Origin of the sequence: Actinospica acidithermotolerans (assembly GCF_018139625.1) — a bacterium.
Taxonomy (GTDB): Bacteria; Actinomycetota; Actinomycetes; order Streptomycetales; family Catenulisporaceae; genus Actinospica; species Actinospica acidithermotolerans.
Map to the genome: position 1 here is coordinate 20,503 of NZ_JAGSOH010000072.1, position 18,807 is coordinate 39,309.

Here is an 18,807-nt window from a genome sequence, read left to right on the forward strand (position 1 = left end):
GCGGGTACCCGTCCGGACCAGTCCCAATCAGCCCTCGAAGCGACGCGTTCGGCGCCCTCACCAGGCACGTTATTCACTGTGATCCAGATCACACCCACGTGGTGTACGAAACGGTTTCGTACACGCGGGGGCCGAGGTAGGGTCAGTCCTGTACGAAACGGTTTCGTTCACATGTTGGGGCGGTATCATCCCGGCCAGTGAGCGCGGCCGTCACCGGAATCGGCCGCGAAAGGAGTCGGACATGGTCGACATCGACGTCGCCGAGAAGGACGTGCCCGGCTCCCGGCGCGGAGCCGGCCGCCGCACGGCGATCTGCCAGGCGACGTGCGAGCTGCTGGCGAAGGTGGGCTACGACCGGATGACGATGGACGCCATCGCCACCCAGGCCAAGGCCAGCAAGGCGACCATCTACCGGATGTGGCCGGACAAGCCGCAACTGGTGGCGGAGGCGCTCAAGTGCCAGTTCAGCGAGAACTCCGATGTGCCGAACACCGGCTCGCTGCGCGGGGACCTGATGGCGCTGATGACGCTCGCCTGCGAGGCCGCGACCAGCGAGATCGGCGAGATCATCGTGGGCGTGATGACCGCCGCTGCGCACGATCCGCGGCTGGCCGAGACGCTCAGCCAGACCGTCTTCGCGGACAAGGCCAAGATGCACGTGGACCTGGTGCGGCGGGCGGCGGAACGGGGCGAGGTGCACCCCGACACCGATCCGGCACTGATCCACGAGGTCATCCACTCGCTGATCTCCGGACGCATGACCTGGATGCTCGGGCCGCTCGACGACGCGTACATCCGGCACGTGGTGGACGACATCCTGATCCCGGTCATGACCTACCGGAAACCCTGACCTGACCTGGCCCTTTCCGGCCATCACCCAGTCCTTCGCACGCATCTGGACCTCGATAGACGCAGAAACTGTCGGAGCCGCCCCGTAGCGTGGGGCCGTCCCGCCGGGGGACCGTTCGTCCCCTCGATTCGAACATTTGTTCACCTATTCGTCATCCCTGGAGGGGACCGAACATGTCAGACCTCCTCACGGCGGACGCCCCGCCCAAGGATTCGAGGCGCTGGCTGGCCCTCGTGGTCATGCTCTTCGCCCAGCTCATGGTCGTGCTCGACAGCACGGTCGTGAACATCGCGATGCCGCAGGCCCAGGCGGCCCTGCACATCACCGACGCCAACCGGCAGTGGATGCTGACGGCGTACACACTGACCTTCGGCGGCCTGCTGCTGCTCGGCGGCCGCATCGCCGACTACGTGGGCCGCAAGCGCGTCTTCCTGGTCGGCCTGGTCGGCTTCGCGCTGGCCTCCGCGCTCGGCGGACTCGCCCAGAACGAGGGCATGCTCTTCGGCGCGCGCGCCCTGCAGGGCGCGTTCGGCGCGATCCTGGCCCCGGCCTCGCTCTCGCTGATCACCGTGACCTTCACCGACGTCAAGGAGCGCGCCCGCGCGTTCGGCATGCTCGGCGCGATCAGCGGCGTCGGCGCGGCGATCGGCCTGGTCATGGGCGGCTGGCTGACCCAGGACTTCAGCTGGCGCTGGTGCCTGTTCGTGAACATCATCATGGCCGTCGTGGCCTTCGTCGCCGCCGTCCCGCTGCTGCACGAGTCGAAGGCGCACGGCAACACCCGGTACGACATCCCCGGCGCGATCCTGGCCACGGCCGGCCTCGCGAGCGTGGTCTACGGCTTCACCAACGCGGCCAAGCCCGGCCAGGGCTGGGGCGCGAGCGAGACGCTGCTGTTCCTGATCGGCGGCGGCCTGGCGCTGGTGGCCTTCGTGCTGGTCGAGGCGCGCGTGTCCAACCCGCTGCTGCCGCTGCGGGTGATCTGGAACGGCAACCGGGGCGGCTCCTACGCGGCCTCGGTGTTCATGGGCGCGGGCATGTTCGGCATGTTCATGTTCTTCACGTACTACTTCCAGCAGTCGCTGGGGTACTCGCCGCTCAAGACCGGCCTGCTCTACCTGCCCTTCACCGGCGCGCTGATCGTCACCGCGGGCGCCGTCAGCCCCCTGCTGCCGCGGATCGGCCCGCGCATCCTGATGACCTACGGCGCGCTGGTCGCGGCGGGCGGCCTGTTCTGGCTGACCCAGCTGAAGCTGGACTCGTCGTACGCGGGGATGATCCTGCCCTCGATGGTCCTGATGGCGCACGGCATGGGCTGCGTGTTCGTGCCGCTGGCCAACACCGCGCTGACCGGCGTGTCCGAGCACGACGCGGGCGTGGCCAGCGCGATGGTCAACACGACCCAGCAGATCGGCGGCTCGCTCGGCGTGGCGCTGCTGAACACCTTCTTCACCACCGCGACCGCCACCTACGTCACCGCGCACAAGGCCACGCTGGGCGTGGTGCAGGCGAATGTGCTCGGCGCGATCCACGGCTACAACGTGGCCTTCATGGTCAGTGCGTTCCTGCTGGTCGCCGCAGCGGTGATCATCTTCGCGCTGATCCGCAAGGACCCGGAGCACGAGGGCGCGGTGTCCGGAGCCCCGGTCGACCGGCCGGTCGTGCACGTGGGCTGACCCCCGCGCAGCGGCTCCGATCCGAACCCGGACACGGAAAAAGGACCCTCGCGTCGACGCCCTTGTCGACGCGAGGGTCCTTCGCTTGCCGCGGTGGCTCGCCGTTTTGTCACATTGTTACGGCGATCTCACGCCGCGACGGGCCTACAGGCCCGCCTCGAGCGCCGGGTAGTACCCGTACTGCTGGCCGTCGGCGGTCGGGTGGTAGGACTCGGAGATGTCCAGCCAGTTGAGCGAGTGCAGCCACGGGCTGCTGTCGCAGATCTCGTGTCCGGCGAAGTTGGAGCGGACGTCCTCGTAGACGAAGTTGCCGTACTTCGCCACCTCCGTCGCGATGACGCTGTCGAGCTCGTCGGCGGCGCCGTTGATCGCGGTCCGGCTGGTGCCGGACAGCCCGACGCAGCTGCTGGACTGGGACAGGTCGTAGAACTCGGGGTAGCCGAGGACGATGACGTGGGCGTTCGGAGCGTCCTTGCGGATGTCGGCGTAGGTGGTGTCGAGCAGGCCGGGCAGGGTGTTCTTCGCGTAGCTCTCGGCGCTGTCCACGGCCGAGACGCAGCCGCTGGTGCCCTCGAGGACGCAGTCCTCCATGACCGTGCTGAAGCCCGCGTCGTTGCCGCCGATGGTGATCGACACCAGGTTGGTGGACGAGCTCAGCGCGCCGAGCTGGCTGCTGATCACGTCCGAGGTCTTGGCACCGGAACAGGCCTCGTCGGTGAACGCGATCGACGAGTGGGCCTTGTCGTACAGGTAGGGGTACGCGCTCTCGCTGACGTCGCAGCTGTTGATGTAACTGCCGGAACCGACGCCGGACGAGTACGAGTCGCCGAGGGCGACGTAGTTGGTGTAGGTCGCGGCGTGGGCGGCGCCCGTCGCGAACAGGGTCAACGCGGCGGCGGTGCCCGCGGTGGCGATGACGGAGACGCATCGACGGGTGCTGACGGTCCTCATGGCTGGATGTCCTCCCTGGTGGCAGCCTTGTATAAACAAGTAATCAGGAATCAGGGGGGTCACAAGAAGGTTTCCGAGTCTTTACGGAGTTTCACGGGCGTGTCCCAAGCAGGCGGCGGACGCATGGTGTACGGCGGGTGCCGGGCGCCGCCGAAAGGCTCGGCGAGCGCCCCGCGGCGGCGCGGCGGCAGAATGAACGCGTGAGGATTCTGGAGATCGTGCTCGGCTCGCTGGTCGTGCTCGCCACGTGGGTGTCGGTGGTGGCCAACCTGGTGGTGCCGCGCGGGCTGCGCTCCCGCTACACGCGGCTGATCCGGGACCTCGTGCGGGTGCCCTTCCAGGCCGCGGCCGACCACTGCCGCACCTTCGAGAGCAAGGACCTGATCCTGGCGTGGGCGGCGCCGCTGTCCATCCTGGCCACGCTGCTGAGCTGGCTCGGGCTGTCCGTGGTCGGCTTCGGGTTCGTGCTGGCCGGGGTGGGCGGCACCAACCCCGGCAAGGGCATGCTGGAGTCCGGCTCGTCGGTGTTCACGCTGGGCTTCCTGAGCAGCTCGGACAGCCAGCAGATCTTCGTCGACTTCTGCGCGGCGGCCACCGGTCCGGTGATGATCGGCCTGCTGGTCGGATACCTCCCGGCGATGTACAGCGCGTACTCGCAGCGCGAGGCCGAGGTGACGATGCTTCAGGCCCGCGCCGGCGTGCCGGCCTGGGGCCCGGAGATCCTGATGCGGCACGTCCAGGTGCCCGGCCTGATCACCCAGCTCACCGCCCTCTACCAGGGCTGGGAGCGCTGGGCCGCGCAGATCGCGGAGAGCCATACGAGCTACCCGGTGCTGATCCACTTCCGCTCCCCGCGCGCCACCCGCAACTGGCTGGTGGCGCTGCTGGCGATCATGGACGCGGCGGCCCTGGAGCTGGCGCTGAACCCCTCGAAGCCCAAGGCCACGATGCGGATGACGCTGCGGGCCGGGTTCACCTGCCTGCGCGAGATCGCCGACGTCGAGGGCATCCCGTACGACGTCGATCCTGACCCGGACAGCGAGATCCAGCTGAGCTACGCCGAGTTCTCGCAAGGCCTGGACATGCTGCGGTACGCCGGCTACCCGATGGAGCGCGGCCCGGAGGACGCCTGGGCCCACTTCCGCGGCTGGCGGGTGAACTACGAGTCGCTCGCCTACACGCTGGCCTACCGGATCGACGCCGTCGCCGCGCCCTGGTCCGGCCCGCGCCGCACCCAGCGGCAGGTACTCTCCGTCCGCACGCCGGTCGATCGCCAGCCCAGCCGCTCCCGCCCGGCCGTGTCCGCCGCCGACGAGGACCGGCAGCCGACGGCGCCCCGCGGCAAGGCGTAGGGCCGGGAGCGCCTCCGCAAGCCGCCGACGGCGCATCAGTCGACGCAGGGGACGCCGGGCGGCGGGTTGAGGTCGACCGGTGCGGGGGCGGTCGACGCCGCGGCCGGCATCGCGGTCTTTGCGGCCGCCGTCTTGGCCGCCGTCTTGCCGTGGGACGTGGCCGCGCCGGTCTGGCCGGCGCCGACCTCGGTGACCGCCTGAGAGTCGCCGGAGTCGCTCTCGGTGGCCGCGCCCTGCGGCACCTGGGGGATGGCTCCGGTGCCCGAGCTCAGGCCGGCCGGGACCTTGCCGGCGATGAGCTCCTGGGCGTCGGTGCGCACCTTGGCCGGGTCGATGATGTTGACCGACTCGCCGTCCTCGGTGGCGAAGCCCTCGATCGGGAGCGTGTAGAAGCTCACCCGGCCCGAGGTGAGCGCGCCCGCCTGCCGGATGAACGTCAGCGGGTTGAAGCCCGCGTCGACGACGACGTCCCGGTGGGCCACGTCGAGCAGCGCGCTGAGCTTGCTGAGGCTGCCGAAGACGCCGTCGGACTCCAGCTTGGCGGCGGCGGAGGCGAGGAAGGCCTGCTGACGGTGCGTCCGGTCGAGGTCGCCGCCGCTCAGGTTGTGGCGCTGGCGGACGAATTCGAGGGCCTGCTGGCCGTCGAGCGTCTGCACGCCGGCCGGGAAGTTCGCGCCGGAGTAGTCGTCGTGCGCGGGCTGCTTGAGGCAGACGGTGACGCCGCCGAGGGCGTTGGCGAGGTCGTAGAAGCCCGCGAGGTTGATCTCGGCGAAGTGGTCCACCTGGACGCCGAGCAGGTCCTGCACGGCCTCGACCGCGGCCTTGCGCCCGGCCTCGCGGCCGACGGTCTCGAGCTGCGCCTGGCCGGTCACGCCGTTCTGCTGGGCCTGCTGCTCGGCGAGCGCCTTGGCCCGGCCGTACGCCTCCTTGATCTTGTGCTGGCCGAGGCCCTCCGGGAGGTCCACGTAGTCGTCGCGCGGGATGGACAGCGCGACGGCGCGCGAGCCGTCGGCCGGCACGTGCAGCAGGATCAGGGTGTTGGTGTTGTAGCCGCCGATGTCGCTGCTGGAGCCCGCGTGCAGCTTGTCCAGGATGTCGGCGGGCAAATCGTTGCCGTTCATGTCCTTGCGCGAGTCCAGGCCCATCAGCAGGATGTTCTGGTCGGTCTCCGGGTGGTCCCCGAGGCCGTCGAGCGCGTCGGACGTGGTGAGCGTGCCGAGGATCGTCCGGTCCATGTACCAGCCGGTCGCGGCGGTGGCCAGGATGATCACGGCGAGCGTGCCGGACAGCGCCCGCAGGCCGATCCGCAGGCCGCGGGGCAAGCGCAGCCGGGCCAGCGGCGAGGGCGCGCGGCTGCCGGTCTGGGACGGCCGCGGCCGCCGGTTCGGGGTCACGCGGGCCGCCCTTCCGGTCGGGAGATCCTTCCGTGTTCCCGGCCAGCCTAGAAAAACCCTGGTGGCCGGGCGGGCAGGCGAGGCCGCCGCTTCACCCGTTCGGCCCCGCGCTTTCCTAGACCGCTTCCGCTGTGTTACTCATGGGTACGAGAAGGCCGAACACCACCGGCCGATCACGACGCACCGGGCGCCACAAGCCGTCCGGTCAGTACCCAAGAAAGGCGGCGACGGTGCCGTCCAGCTCGACCGTGCCATCCACGTCGCGCTCAGCGCCCTCCACGCTGCGCGAGCTGTCCGGGCAGCTGCGCGAACGCCTGGCCGAGGTGCGCCTCGGCGGGGACGAGCGCTCCCGCGCCCGCCATCTCTCCCGCGGCAAGCTGCTGCCGCGGGACCGGATCGACCGGCTGCTCGACCCGGGCTCCCCCTTCCTCGAACTCGCCCCGCTGGCCGCCTACGGCCTCTACGCCGAGCACGGCGGCCCGGTGCCGTCCGCGGGAATCGTCACCGGCATCGGGCGGGTGCACGGCCGGACGTGTGTCATCGTGGCGAACGACGCGACCGTCAAGGGCGGCACCTACTACCCGATGACGGTGAAGAAGCACCTGCGCGCCCAGCAGATCGCCGCCGACAACCGCACCCCCTGCCTCTACCTCGTCGACTCCGGCGGCGCCTACCTTCCGCTGCAGGACGAGGTCTTCCCGGACCGCGAGCACTTCGGCCGGATCTTCTTCAACCAGGCCCGGATGTCGGGCGCGGGCATCCCGCAGCTGGCCGCCGTGCTCGGCGCGTGCACGGCGGGCGGCGCGTACGTCCCGGCGATGAGCGACGAGACGATCATCGTGCGGAATCAGGGCACGATCTACCTCGGCGGCCCGCCGCTGGTCCGCGCGGCCACCGGCGAGATCGTCACCGCCGAGGAGCTGGGCGGCGCCGACGTGCACACCCGGCTCTCCGGCGTGGCCGACCACCTCGCCGAGGACGACGAGCACGCCCTCGATCTGCTGCGCACCGCGGTGGCCAGCCTGCCTCCCGCGACGCCGTGGCTGGCGCCGGAGGCGCCCGAGGAGCCGGCCGCGGATCCGGAGGAGCTCTACGACCTCGTCCCGACCGATCCGCGCATCCCCTACGACGTGCGCGAGGTGATCCGGCGCATCGTCGACGGCTCGCGGACGCACGAGTTCAAGGCCCGCTACGGCGAGACGCTGGTCTGCGCGTTCGCGAAGATCCACGGCTACCCGGTGGGCATCCTGGCGAACAACGGCGTGCTGTTCGGCGAGTCCGCGGTCAAGGGCGCCCACTTCATCGAGCTCTGCCAGCAGCGCCGGATCCCGTTGCTGTTCCTGCAGAACATCAGCGGCTTCATGGTGGGCAAGGACTACGAGAACCGCGGCATCGCGCGCGACGGCGCGAAGCTGGTCACGGCCGTGGCCTGCGCGACGGTGCCCAAGCTGACCGTCGTGATCGGCGGCTCGTTCGGCGCGGGCAACTACGGCATGTGCGGCCGCGGGTACGACCCGCGCTTTCTGTGGATGTGGCCGAACGCGCGGATCTCGGTGATGGGCGGCGAGCAGGCGGCGATGGTGCTGGCCACGGTGCGCCGGGACCGGATCGAGGCCGAGGGCGGCGCGTGGGCGGCCGAGGACGAGGACGCGTTCAAGAAGCCGATCCGGGACCAGTACGAGACACAGGGCTCGCCCTACTACTCGACGGCGCGGCTGTGGGACGACGGGATCATCGACCCCGTCGACACCCGGCGGGTGCTCGGCCTGGCCCTGGCGGCCACCTCGTACGCCGAGCCCGAGCCGGTCAACTACGGCGTCTTCCGGATGTAGGGGGCAGCATGATCGAGTCAATCCTGATCGCCAACCGCGGCGAGATCGCGCTGCGGGTGATCCGCACGGCGCGCGCCCTGGGCATCCGCACGGTCGCCGTCTACTCGGACGCCGACGCCGGCTCGCCGCACGTGCGCGCGGCCGACTCCGCGGTCCGCCTCGGCCCCGCCCCGGCGACCGAGTCCTACCTGAACGTCGCCGCCGTGCTCGCCGCCGCGCGCGAGTCCGGGGCCGACGCCGTGCACCCCGGCTACGGCTTCCTGTCCGAGAACGCGGGCTTCGCGCAGGCCTGCCGCGAGGCCGGGCTCACCTTCATCGGCCCGCCCGCCGAGGTGATCTCCGCTCTCGGCCGCAAGGACGCCGCGCGGGAACTCGCCGAGCAGGCGGACGTGCCGGTGCTCCGCTCGTACCGCGCGGACGAGGTGCCCGACGACGTCTTCCCGGTACTGGTGAAGGCGGCTTCGGGCGGCGGCGGCAAGGGCATGCGGATCGTGCGCGCGCCCGCCGACCTGCCGGACGCCCTCAAGGCCGCCGAGCGCGAGGCGGAATCAGCGTTCGGCGACGGCACGGTGCTGGTCGAGCGGTACCTGGAGCACGGCCGGCACGTCGAGGTGCAGATCCTCGCGGACGGCCACGGAAACGTCGTCCACCTGGGCGAGCGCGACTGCTCCGTGCAGCGGCGGCACCAGAAGGTCGTCGAGGAGAGCCCGGCGCCCACGATCGGCCCGCAGCTGCGCGAGCGGCTGCTGGAGGCCGCGGTCCGGCTGTGCCGCAAGGTCGGCTACGTCAACGCGGGCACCGTCGAGTTCATCGTCTCAGGAGACGAATTCTTCTTCCTCGAGGTGAACACGCGCCTGCAGGTCGAGCATTCGGTGACCGAACTCGTGACCGGGCTCGACCTCGTGGCGCTCCAGATCAGGATCGCCCGCGGCGAGCGACTGCCTCAGCTCTCTGCGACGCCGGACGGGCACGCGATCGAGGTCCGGGTCTACGCCGAGGACGCCGAGCACGGCTTCCTGCCGCAGGCGGGCGTCGCGGAGTCCGTGCGGTGGCCTCACCAGGAGAACCCGGCGAGCCTGCGGGTCGACACGGCCCTGCGCACCGGGGGCGAGGTCACGGCGTACTACGACCCGATGGTGGCCAAGGTGACCGCGCACGGCGCCGACCGGGAGGCCGCGCGCCGGAACCTGCTCAAGGCCCTCGACGGCACCGCGGTCACCGGCCTCGTGACGAACCTGGCGTTCCTGCGCACGGTGCTCGGCTCCGCCGAGTTCGCCGACGCGACCATCGACACCTCCTGGCTCGACACGCACCCCGACCTGCCCTTCCACCCCCGGCTCGAGCCGGACGGCCCAACGCCCTTCGACGCGCGCGACGGCTGGCGGCTGGGCGGACCGGCGGTTCCGGCACGTGCCCACGCCGAACGCGTCGCGGCGGCGGACAGCGGGTCCGCCGAGGCCGACGGCTCGGTGCGCGCGCCGATGCCGGGCACGGTGCTCGCGGTTAAGGTGCAGGAAGGACAGCCGGTCACGGCCGGCGAACCGCTCGGCGTGCTGGAGGCGATGAAGATGGAGCACACGCTGACGGCGCCGTGCGACGGCGTTCTGACGGCGATCGGCGCCGCCGTCGGAGACCAGGTGCCGCTGGGCCACGTTCTCTTCGAGGTGGAGCCGAAATGATCCCCGGACTTCCGCAGAAGCTCACCCAGCACGGCCTGCCGCAACGCGTCACGGTGTACGAGGTCGGCGCGCGCGACGGCCTGCAGAACGAGAAGGCCGTCGTGCCGACGTCCGCCAAGGCCGAGTTCATCGAGCGCCTCGCCGGCGCCGGCCTGTGGATGATCGAGGCGACCGGCTTCGTGCACCCGAAGTGGGTACCGCAGCTCGCCGACGCCGACGAGCTGATGCCGATGCTCGCCTCGCGCACCTTCAACGAGCACACCCGCTTCCCGGTGCTCGTGCCGAACCGCCGCGGGCTCGTGCGCGCCGCGGCCACCGGCGCCAAGGACATCGCCGTCTTCGCCTCGGCAACCGAGACCTTCGCGCTGAAGAACCTCAACTCGACCATCGATGACTCGATGAAGGAGATCGAGGCCACGCTGCAGCAGGCGCTCGCGCGCCGCATGCGGGCTCGGGGCTACGTCTCGATGTGCTTCGGCGACCCCTGGGAGGGTCCCGTCTCGATGCGCAAGGTGACGGACGTCGTAGTGCGGCTGATCGATGCCGGGTGCACGCAGGTGAGCCTCGGCGACACCATCGGCACCGCCACCCCGGGCCACGTGCGCACCCTGATCGACGCGCTGGAGCGGCGCGGCGTGTCCCGCGACCGGCTCGCCGTGCACTTCCACGACACCTACGGCCAGGCGCTGGCGAACACGTACGCCGCGCTGCAGGCCGGCATAGCGACCGTCGACGCCTCCGCGGGAGGTCTCGGCGGTTGCCCCTACGCCGAATCCGCCACGGGCAACCTGGCCACCGAAGACCTCGTGTGGATGCTCGACGGCCTCGGCATCACCACCGGCGTCGACCTCCAGAAGCTGGTCGACGTCTCGAGCTGGATGGCCGGAATCCTCGGCCGTCCGGCCCCGTCCCGTACCGTCCAAGCCCTCATGAAGGGCTCGAAGAACGGATGATGACCGCCATGCTCGACCCCACGCTTCCCGCCGAATACGAGGACCTCCGCAAGGCCGTCGAGGCCTTCGCGCGCGAGGAGGTGGCCCCGGTCATCGGCGACTACTACGAGCGGCACGCCTTCCCGTACCCGATCGTCGCCGCGATGGGACGGATGGGCCTGTTCGGCCTGCCGTTCCCGAGCGAGTACGGCGGCATGGACGGCGACTACTTCGCGCTGTGCATCGCGCTGGAGGAGCTCGCCCGGGTCGACTCGTCCGTGGCCATCACGCTCGAGGCGGGCGTCAGCCTGGGCTCGATGCCGGTGTACCGCTTCGGCACCGACGAGCAGAAGGAGTACTGGCTCACCGACCTGTGCAAGGGCGAGCGGCTGGCGGCGTTCGGGCTCACCGAACCCGGCGGCGGCTCCGACGCGGGCGCCGTGAACACCCGCGCGGGCAACGTCGGCGACTCCTGGGTCATCAACGGCTCGAAGTCCTTCATCACCAACTCCGGCACCGACATCACCTCGCTGATCACGGTCATGGCCGTGACCGCGCGCGATGACGACGGACGCGCCGAGCTGAGCTGCGTCCTCGTGCCGTCCGGGACCCCGGGCCTGACGGTCGAGCCCGGCTACTCGAAGGTCGGCTGGTGCGCCTCGGACACCCACGGCCTGGTCTTCGACAACTGCCGCGTGCCGCAGGAGAACCTGCTCGGCGAGCGAGGCCGCGGGTACGCCCAGTTCCTGCGCACGCTCGACGAGGGCCGGATCGCGATCGCCGCGCTGGCCACCGGGCTCGCGCAGGGCTGTGTCGACGAGTGCGTCCGCTACGTCAAGGAGCGTTCCGCCTTCGGCCACAAGATCGGCGAGTACCAGGCGATCCAGTTCAAGATCGCCGACATGGAGGCTCGGGCGCACAGCTCGCGGCTGGCCTGGCGGCACGCGGCCGGCCTGCTGCTGGCCGGCAAGCCGTTCAAGAAGGAGGCCGCGATCGCCAAGCTGGCGGCGAGCGAGGCCGCGATGGCCAGCGCGCGCGAGGCCGCGCAGATCTTCGGCGGCTACGGCTTCATGAACGAGTTCCCGGTCGGCCGCTTCTACCGGGACGCGAAGATCCTGGAGATCGGCGAGGGCACCAGCGAGGTGCAGCGCCTGCTGATCGCCCGCTCGCTGAACCTGGTCTGAAATCTCGTCGAATCTCCCTCGACGCAGGTGAGAGTGGCAGGACGCCGGGGTATCCCGGCGTCCTCAAGGCGGGCCGGAAACTGGTAGCCTGTGCGAACCCTGAGGGGGGAATTTTTCGCCACGCGCCATAGGAGAAGAGCCGCACATGGCCACTCTGCAGGAGACCCTGCTCGCCCCGGATGTCCGCCCGAACGTCATCGCCGACGGCGTGACCCTCGTCGAGGAGGAGGTGTCGGACAAGGGCCTGATCATCAAGGGCGCCTACAAGACCGTCACCGCCTTCGCCTCCGGCATCATCCACGACGCGGTGGAGACGCTGCTTCCGGAGATGATCGGCAAGCTTGACCCGTTCTGGGCCGACTTCCAGGCTGCCGGCGGCGGCAGCTTCGGCGACTACCTCGCCAAGAACGGCGAGGCCGCGTCCGAGGCCCTGCTCGCCGTCACCGACGAGCGTGCCAAGAACTCGGAGCGCGCCCCGATCCGCAAGGCCTACAACGCCGTGCGTCCGAGCGGAGTCAAGAACGTCGAGGCCGCGCTGCCGCGTCTGGGCGCCCTCATCGAGAAGTACGCGGGCTGACGCAACCTCAGCCGCAGTACGCGCACCGCAACTAGTTACGGCAGCTACTGCCGTTCTTGTCAGTGCCTCCTGCGATAGTCGATTCAGATGACGTCGAGTCATCAGTCGACTACCAGGAGGCATTGTCATGTCTGTGAACCAGATCGAGCTCGAGCTCGCCGCCAACTCCGGCCCCGCCTGGCTCGCCGTGGAGGGCGCGCCGGTGACGGTGTCCTTCCCCGCCGAGGCCGTGCGCTTCGAGGGTGAGGAGTTGCGCTTCGTCACGGGAGGCGACGTGGTGCGCACCGTGCCGCGCAACGAAGTCGCGGCGCTCAGCTGGCGCGGCACGGCGCGCGGCAAGCCCACTCCCCCGCGCAACGCGGGCGTCGCGTGGACGGACGAGGAGCGCGAGCAGCTCGCCGCGGAGGTGCACGGCGAGCTGAGCTGGGCCGAGATCGGGCGCCGGCACGAGAGATCCGTGGCGGGCGTACGGCTCGAGGCGGAGAAGTTGGGGCTCATCGAGGCGCCGAAGTAGCGCCTGGGCACCCGGCGCCACGCGGGGATTCGGCGCGCACCGAGTGTTCGTTCGAATCCCCGCATCACAACTAGTTCTCGCTGTCAATCCGTGTCGTAGAACAGTCGCTCGAAGGCGGTACGCGCGCGGCGCGCCAGCCGGCGATGGGTGTCGAGCAGCGTCTCGCTGTCGACGTCCTCGCCGAGGTAGCGCGCGATCCCGGCCAGCTCCTTCGCATCCGTGGGGACCTGGTCGCCGGGTCGTCCGCGCACGATCGCGATCCCGTTGCGCAGCAAGGAGGTGTGCGTCCAGGCTTCGTCGAGCAGCGCGGCGTCCTCGGCGTCCAGCAGTCCGGCGTGGGCAGCCGCGGCGAGGGAGGCCCGCGTCCCGGTGACGCGCAGCTCCGGCACGTCGTTCCCGTGCCGCAACTGGAGGAGCTGCGCGATCCATTCGACATCTGACAGGCCGCCGGGGCCGAGCTTGGTGTGCAGCGCGCGGTCGGCGCCGCGCGGCAGCCGCTCGGCCTCCATCCTGGCCTTCAGCCGCCGGATCTCGCGCACCTCGGCCTCGCCCGCCCCGGATTCCGGGTAGCGGAAGGGGTCGATCGCGGCGATGAACCGCTTGCCGAGGTCGGCGTCGCCGGCGACCGTTGCCGCGCGCAGCAGCGCCTGCGCCTCCCAGGTGTTGGACCAGCGCTGGTAGTACGCGGCGTATGAGGCGAGCGTGCGCACCAGCGGCCCCTGCCTGCCCTCGGGCCGCAGGTCGGCGTCGATCTGCAGCGGCGGGTCGGTGCTCGGCGTCTGCAGCAGCGAGCGCATCTCGGTCGCGATGGCCGTAGCCGCGCTCGATGCGGCGCGCTCGTCGGCGCCGGGCAGCGGCTCGTAGACGAACAGCACGTCTGCGTCCGAGCCGTATCCGAGCTCGAAGCCGCCGAACCGGCCCATGCCGATGACCGCGAAACGAACCAGCGGCTTGCCGTCGCCGGAGCCGAAGGCCAGCACGGCGTCGAGCGCGCCCTGCACGGTGGCGGCGGTAACGTCCGTCAGCGCGCGCCCGATCGCCTCGACGCGCACTCCGGGACCCGCATCCTCGAACTGCCCCAGCACGTCGGCCGCCGCGATGCGCAGCAACTCCCGCCTGCGGACGGCGCGGACGGACGCGACAGCCTGGGCGGCGTCGGAGGCGCGGCACACGAGCGCGGTCAACTCCGTCGCCAGGGACTCGCGCGTCTTCGGCTCGATCGACTTCGAGAGCTCCGCGACGGCGTTGGGCGCGCGCAGCAGCAGATCCGTGACGTAGCCCCCCGAGGAGAGCAGCTGGGCCAGCCTCGCCGCGGTCTCGCCCTCGTCGCGCAGCGATCTGAGGTACCAGGGCGTGCTGCCGAGCGCGTCGGACAGCCGGCGGAAGGCCAGCAGGCTCGCGTCCGGATCCGGTGCGTCGCCGAACCAGTTGAGGAACGCCGGAAGCAGCGTGCGCTGAATAGCCGCGCGGCGGCTCAGACCCGAGGTCAGCGCCTCGATGTTCGTCAGCGCGCCGGCCGGATCCGCGTAGCCCAGCGCCGTGAGCCGCGATTTCGCCGCGTCGGCCGAGAGCTTCTCGGAGTCGGTGCTCAACCGGACATCGGCGGGCGCGAGCCGGGAGACCGTCGTGAGAAGGGGCCGGTAGAACAGCTTCTCATGCAGTTGGCGCACGACGCGCGCGTGCGACTGCCAGGCCGCGCGCAGCTGGCCGGCCGGGTCCGTGCTGAAGCCGAGCGAGCGGCCGATCCGCCGCAGCGAGGGCTCATCGGTCGGCATCAGATGCGTGCGCTCCAACCGGAAGAGCTGGATCCGGTGCTCGACCGTGCGCAGGAACTCGTAAGCCTCAGCGAGCTGCTGCGCGTCCTGCCGGCCGACGAAGCCGCCGGTACCGAGCGCTGCCAAGGCATCCAGCGTCGCGCGCTTGCGCAGCGACGGATCGGCGCGGCCGTGGACCAGCTGCAGCAGCTGGATCGCGAACTCGACGTCGCGCAAGCCGCCGGGACCGAGCTTGATCTCCCGCTCGACGGAAGCGGAGCCCGGAGCGCTGCGCAGCGAGGATTTCGCGTGGTCCACGACACGCCGCCGCATCGCGCGCACGTCCTCGACGAAATGCGGGCGCTCCACCGCCGACCAGATCAGCGGGCTGACGAACCCGACGTACGCCTCGCCGAGCTCCATGTCCCCCGCGACCGGCCGCGCCTTGAGCAGCGCCTGGAACTCCCAGGTCTTCGCCCAGCGCTGGTAGTACGCGGCGTGGCTGGCGAGCGTGCGCACCAGCGGACCGGACTTGCCCTCGGGCCGCAGTCCCGCGTCGACCTGCCAGATACTGCCCTCGGCCGTCACCTCGCCGCACAGCCGCATCATCCCGGCGGCCAGCTGGGTGCCGGTGCGCAGCGCCTCGTACTCCTCGGCCTCGCTGCCGTCCGGCATCCGCCCCGGGGCGGCGACGAAAACGACGTCCACGTCGCTGACGTAGTTCAGCTCGCGTGCGCCGCACTTGCCCATGCCGACGACCGCGAGCCGGCACGGGACCGCGTCGGCCGAGAGTTCCGCGCGGGCGACGGCGAGCGCGGCGTCCAACGTGGCCCCGGCCAGGTCGGACAGCTCGCGCCCGACCTCGGCCATCGAAGCCCCGCCGGCCACGTCGCGGGCCGTGATACGCAGCAGACCCCTGCGATACGCCACGCGCAGCGCGTCCGCCGCCTCGAGGCCGGTCAGCCGCGCGCGCGGCTCGCCGGCACCCGGATCCGCGCCGACCGCGGTCAGCAGCGTGCGGCGCAGGAAGTCCGGACCCGGCGCCAGGTCCTCCGGCTCCAGTTCGTCCAGCGCGTGCCAGGACTGCGGGTGCCTGGCCAGGAAATCGCCGAGCACCGAGGAGACGCCGAGGACGCCGAGCAGCCTTCCGCGCAACGGCTGGGAGGCGGCCAGCGTCGCCCGCAGCACCTGCCGGTCGTCGGTGTCGGCGGCCAGCAGCCGGGCCAGGGATCCGAGCGCGGTGTCGGGATCCGCGCACTTCCCGACGCTCTCCAGGAACACCGGATCCACGGCCAGATCTTCGAACTCGGGTCCGGCCAGCAGCGCGGCGGCGGCCGCCGGATCGGCGAATCCGCGGCGAGCTAGTCGGCTGAGCTGCGATTCGCGTTCTCGGGGAGCGGCCACGACTCGACCTTAACCACTGCGCGGGCCCGCGGCCAGGCCGGTTCCCGCCAAGATCGGCGATCATGACGCACGATTCGCGATAGTTCGCTCGAAAGAGTCATTCGCCACGCGACTACCCTCCGCTGCGCTACGGTGACGCCATGCGCGATATGACTGTGACTTCGACCGATTACACCGTTCGCGGCGCCCGTACCCCTGCTCCCGGGAGCACCGCACCGGGTTATCCCCGGCTCGCGGCGGACAGCGGCGTACTAGGCCAAGCGGTGCCCCGCGACCGCGCCGCCGCCAACGGCGCGCCCGCGGCCCCCGCGCCGGCCCGCCCGCGCGAGCGCAGGACCCTGACCCGGGCCGACTGGATCGGCACCGCCGTCGAGGCACTGGCCCGCGACGGCCTGCGCGCGGTGGCCGTGGAGCCGCTGGCCGAGCGCCTCGGCGCCACCAAGGGCTCCTTCTACTGGCACTTCCGTGATCGCAACGCCCTGCTGCAAGCCGCGGTGGAGCACTGGGAGGCCACGGTGATCGACGAATCGATCGCCCGCCTCGAGGAGATCGCCGACCCGATCGAGCGGCACAACGCGACGGTCGAACTGCTCAACGGCTCGCCGAAGGACGTGAAGATCTTCCTCGTCCTGCTGTGGAACGCCGACCACGTGGTCATCGCCCCCGCGATCGAGCGCATCGTGCGCAAGCGGATGGCGTACTCCCAGCGGCTGCGCGAGCAGGCAGGCCTGACTCCCGACCAGGCCGAGCGTTCCGCGCTGCACGCCTACTCGGTGTGGCTCGGGCTGCAACTGCTGCGCCAGGCCGTACCCGGCGCGGTCCCCGAGGACCTCAGCGGCGAGACGCTCTCCGACTACGTCGCCCAGCTCGGGCGCCAGGCCGTCGGGCTCTAGGCCCGCCGCCGCACCCGGCGGCGACGGCACCCGCCTAGCGGGCCGACGGCTCGCCCCACCACTCCACCTCACACCGACCGGCCGACTCTCCCCCCGGTACCGCCGCGGTCCTCGCAGGGATCCTCCTCGGCGTTCAGGTACCCGAACCAGGCCAGGTCGGAATGCGCAGCCCCAGCGAGCGAGCGCCCGCGCCCACTCTCCCTAGAGCACCGGCAGGTAGCGGCCCAGCTCGAACGGCGTGACCTGCCGCTCGTACTCGGCCCATTCGGCGCGCTTGTTGCGCAGGAAGAACTCGAAGACGTGCTCGCCGAGCGTCTCGGCGACCAGCTCGCTGCGCTCCATCAGCCCGATCGCCTCCTCCAGCGAGGACGGCAGCGGCTGAATGCCGAGCGCGCGCCGCTCCGCCCGCGTCAGCGACCAGACGTTGTCGTCCGCCCCGGGCGGCAGCTCATAACCCTCCTCGACACCCTTCAAGCCGGCGGCAAGAAGAACGGCGTACGCAAGGTACGGGTTGCACGCGCTGTCCAGGCTGCGCACCTCGATGCGCGTGGACTGGCTCTTACCCGGCTTGTACATCGGCACGCGGACGAGAGCCGAGCGGTTGTTGTGGCCCCAGCAGATGTAGTTCGGAGCCTCGCCGCCGCCGGACAGGCGCTTGTACGAGTTCACCCACTGGTTGGTGACGGCGCTGATCTCACCCGCGTGCCGCAGCAGGCCCGCGATGAAAGAACGGCCCACCTTCGAAAGCTGGTACTCGGCCCCCGGCTCATGGAACGCGTTGCGGTCACCCTCGAACAGCGACAGGTGCGTGTGCATGCCGGAACCCGGGTGATCGGTCAGCGGCTTCGGCATGAAGGACGCGTAAACGCCCTGCTCCAGCGCGACCTCCTTCACCACCAGGCGGAAGGTCATGATGTTGTCCGCGGTCGAGAGCGCGTCCGCGTACCGCAGGTCGATCTCCTGCTGGCCGGGCGCCGCCTCATGGTGACTGAACTCGACCGAGATGCCCATCGACTCCAGATGGGTGATGGCCTGCCGGCGGAAGTCATGCCCGACGCCGTGCGGCGTCAGATCGAAATAGCCGGAAGAGTCCACCGGCTCCGGCGCCCGGCCAGCCTCCGGCTCGTTCCTGAACAGGAAGAACTCGATCTCCGGATGCGTGTAGAAGGTGAAACCCTTCTCCGCGGCCTTCGCCAGCGCACGCTTGAGCACATAGCGCGGATCGGCGTACGAAGCAGTGCCGTCCGGAGTCTGGATATCGCAGAACATCCGGCCCGTACCCGGCGCCTCCGCCCGCCACGGCAGAATCTGGAAAGTCGACGGATCAGGCTTGACCAGCATGTCCGACTCATGCACCCGGGCAAAGCCCTCGATCGCGGAACCATCGAAGCCGATCCCCTCCGCGAAAGCCTGCTCCAGCTCGGCCGGCGCCACCGCCACCGACTTCAGAAAACCCAGCACATCGGTGAACCACAAGCGGACGAAGCGGATGTCCCGCTCCTCCAGGGTCCTGAGGACGAACTCCTGCTGCCGCTCCATGATCACTCTCCGAATGAACTCTGCGTACCCGCCTACTAGGTCACACTATCCCCCGACACCGTTACCGCGAGGTAAACGGCCCATCCGGCAAGACCCCGAACACAACTGAGGCCCGGAACCGTCACCGGTTCCAGGCCTCAGTCCTACAGGTAGCGCGGCGGCGTCCTACTCTCCCACAAGGTCCCCCTTGCAGTACCATCGGCGCTGGCGGGCTTAGCTTCCGGGTTCGGGATGGGACCGGGCGTTTCCCCGCCGCCATGACCGCCGCACGATCAT

The 18,807-nt window shown here is 70.6% G+C and carries 14 protein-coding genes and 1 rRNA gene; 10 read left to right on the forward strand and 5 right to left on the reverse strand.

Going from position 1 to position 18,807, the window contains the following annotated elements; translation table 11 throughout:
- Window positions 1-241 precede the first annotated feature (241 nt).
- Both KDK95_RS22075 and KDK95_RS22080 read left to right on the forward strand, forming a co-directional pair.
- Entirely contained in the window at window positions 242-850 is a 609-nt protein-coding gene (locus tag KDK95_RS22075) for a TetR/AcrR family transcriptional regulator (protein ID WP_212520147.1), read from the forward strand.
- A gap of 173 nt (window positions 851-1,023) precedes the next feature.
- Entirely contained in the window at window positions 1,024-2,526 is a 1,503-nt protein-coding gene (locus tag KDK95_RS22080) for an MFS transporter (protein WP_212520148.1), read from the forward strand.
- Window positions 2,527-2,670: 144 nt separating this feature from the next.
- On the opposite strand, the gene KDK95_RS22085 is transcribed toward KDK95_RS22080, so the two are convergent.
- A complete protein-coding gene (locus KDK95_RS22085) occupies window positions 2,671-3,477 on the reverse strand; it encodes an SGNH/GDSL hydrolase family protein (RefSeq protein WP_212520149.1) in 807 nt (268 codons plus the stop codon).
- Between the two features lie 200 nt (window positions 3,478-3,677).
- Between KDK95_RS22085 and KDK95_RS22090 the strand changes: the two genes are divergently transcribed.
- On the forward strand, window positions 3,678-4,829 hold the full coding sequence (locus KDK95_RS22090) for a hypothetical protein (RefSeq protein ID WP_212520150.1): 1,152 nt from the start codon (window positions 3,678-3,680) through the stop codon (window positions 4,827-4,829).
- Between the two features lie 35 nt (window positions 4,830-4,864).
- On the opposite strand, the gene KDK95_RS22095 is transcribed toward KDK95_RS22090, so the two are convergent.
- Window positions 4,865-6,223, reverse strand: coding sequence for an LCP family protein (locus KDK95_RS22095; protein ID WP_212520151.1), 1,359 nt, complete (start codon window positions 6,221-6,223; stop codon window positions 4,865-4,867).
- Window positions 6,224-6,453: 230 nt separating this feature from the next.
- On the opposite strand from KDK95_RS22095, the gene KDK95_RS22100 reads away from it, so the two are divergent.
- The 6 genes from KDK95_RS22100 to KDK95_RS22125 all read left to right on the forward strand — a co-directional run bounded on the left by KDK95_RS22100 (window position 6,454) and on the right by KDK95_RS22125 (window position 12,941).
- Window positions 6,454-8,055, forward strand: a complete 1,602-nt coding sequence (locus KDK95_RS22100) for a carboxyl transferase domain-containing protein (protein ID WP_372463366.1) — start codon at window positions 6,454-6,456, stop codon at window positions 8,053-8,055.
- 8 nt (window positions 8,056-8,063) lie between these two features.
- Window positions 8,064-9,734: an acetyl/propionyl/methylcrotonyl-CoA carboxylase subunit alpha gene (locus tag KDK95_RS22105; RefSeq protein WP_212520153.1), complete on the forward strand. Its 1,671-nt coding sequence runs from the start codon at window positions 8,064-8,066 to the stop codon at window positions 9,732-9,734.
- Window positions 9,731-10,687 (forward strand): hydroxymethylglutaryl-CoA lyase, encoded by a 957-nt coding sequence (locus KDK95_RS22110; protein WP_212520154.1) that lies wholly within the window; start codon window positions 9,731-9,733, stop codon window positions 10,685-10,687. The genes KDK95_RS22105 and KDK95_RS22110 overlap by 4 nt, the downstream gene beginning before the upstream one ends.
- An 8-nt stretch (window positions 10,688-10,695) precedes the next feature.
- Window positions 10,696-11,850, forward strand: a complete 1,155-nt coding sequence (locus KDK95_RS22115) for an acyl-CoA dehydrogenase family protein (RefSeq protein WP_212520155.1) — start codon at window positions 10,696-10,698, stop codon at window positions 11,848-11,850.
- A 145-nt stretch (window positions 11,851-11,995) separates the two neighbouring features.
- On the forward strand, window positions 11,996-12,427 hold the full coding sequence (locus KDK95_RS22120; protein WP_212520156.1) for a DUF6918 family protein: 432 nt from the start codon (window positions 11,996-11,998) through the stop codon (window positions 12,425-12,427).
- 127 nt (window positions 12,428-12,554) lie between these two features.
- The gene (locus KDK95_RS22125; protein WP_212520157.1) at window positions 12,555-12,941 is read left to right on the forward strand and encodes a hypothetical protein; all 387 of its coding nucleotides are present in this window, start codon (window positions 12,555-12,557) and stop codon (window positions 12,939-12,941) included.
- Window positions 12,942-13,024: 83 nt separating this feature from the next.
- Here KDK95_RS22125 and KDK95_RS22130 read toward each other — a convergent pair whose 3' ends face one another.
- Window positions 13,025-16,099, reverse strand: coding sequence for a bifunctional [glutamine synthetase] adenylyltransferase/[glutamine synthetase]-adenylyl-L-tyrosine phosphorylase (locus KDK95_RS22130; protein WP_212520158.1), 3,075 nt, complete (start codon window positions 16,097-16,099; stop codon window positions 13,025-13,027).
- 263 nt (window positions 16,100-16,362) lie between these two features.
- Between KDK95_RS22130 and KDK95_RS22135 the strand changes: the two genes are divergently transcribed.
- Complete coding sequence (locus KDK95_RS22135) at window positions 16,363-16,992, forward strand: TetR/AcrR family transcriptional regulator (protein ID WP_212520159.1); 630 nt, start codon at window positions 16,363-16,365, stop codon at window positions 16,990-16,992.
- 201 nt (window positions 16,993-17,193) lie between these two features.
- Here the strand turns inward: KDK95_RS22135 and glnA are convergent, their stop codons facing one another.
- Together glnA and rrf are read right to left on the reverse strand one after the other, a co-directional pair.
- Entirely contained in the window at window positions 17,194-18,531 is a 1,338-nt protein-coding gene (glnA, locus tag KDK95_RS22140; protein ID WP_212520160.1) for a type I glutamate--ammonia ligase, read from the reverse strand.
- Between the two features lie 152 nt (window positions 18,532-18,683).
- Window positions 18,684-18,800 (reverse strand): 5S ribosomal RNA (rrf, locus tag KDK95_RS22145).
- Window positions 18,801-18,807: the final 7 nt, after the last annotated feature.

Bases quoted from the DNA above. Each gene is read 5' to 3' on its own strand.
- KDK95_RS22075 (WP_212520147.1), top strand. From the start codon at position 242: ATGGTCGACATCGACGTCGCCGAGAAGGACGTGCCCGGCTCCCGGCGC.
- KDK95_RS22080 (WP_212520148.1), top strand. From the start codon at position 1,024: ATGTCAGACCTCCTCACGGCGGACGCCCCGCCCAAGGATTCGAGGCGC.
- KDK95_RS22085 (WP_212520149.1), bottom strand. From the start codon at position 3,477: ATGAGGACCGTCAGCACCCGTCGATGCGTCTCCGTCATCGCCACCGCG.
- KDK95_RS22105 (WP_212520153.1), top strand. From the start codon at position 8,064: ATGATCGAGTCAATCCTGATCGCCAACCGCGGCGAGATCGCGCTGCGG.
- KDK95_RS22110 (WP_212520154.1), top strand. From the start codon at position 9,731: ATGATCCCCGGACTTCCGCAGAAGCTCACCCAGCACGGCCTGCCGCAA.
- KDK95_RS22115 (WP_212520155.1), top strand. From the start codon at position 10,696: ATGCTCGACCCCACGCTTCCCGCCGAATACGAGGACCTCCGCAAGGCC.
- KDK95_RS22120 (WP_212520156.1), top strand. From the start codon at position 11,996: ATGGCCACTCTGCAGGAGACCCTGCTCGCCCCGGATGTCCGCCCGAAC.
- KDK95_RS22125 (WP_212520157.1), top strand. From the start codon at position 12,555: ATGTCTGTGAACCAGATCGAGCTCGAGCTCGCCGCCAACTCCGGCCCC.
- glnA (WP_212520160.1), bottom strand. From the start codon at position 18,531: ATGGAGCGGCAGCAGGAGTTCGTCCTCAGGACCCTGGAGGAGCGGGAC.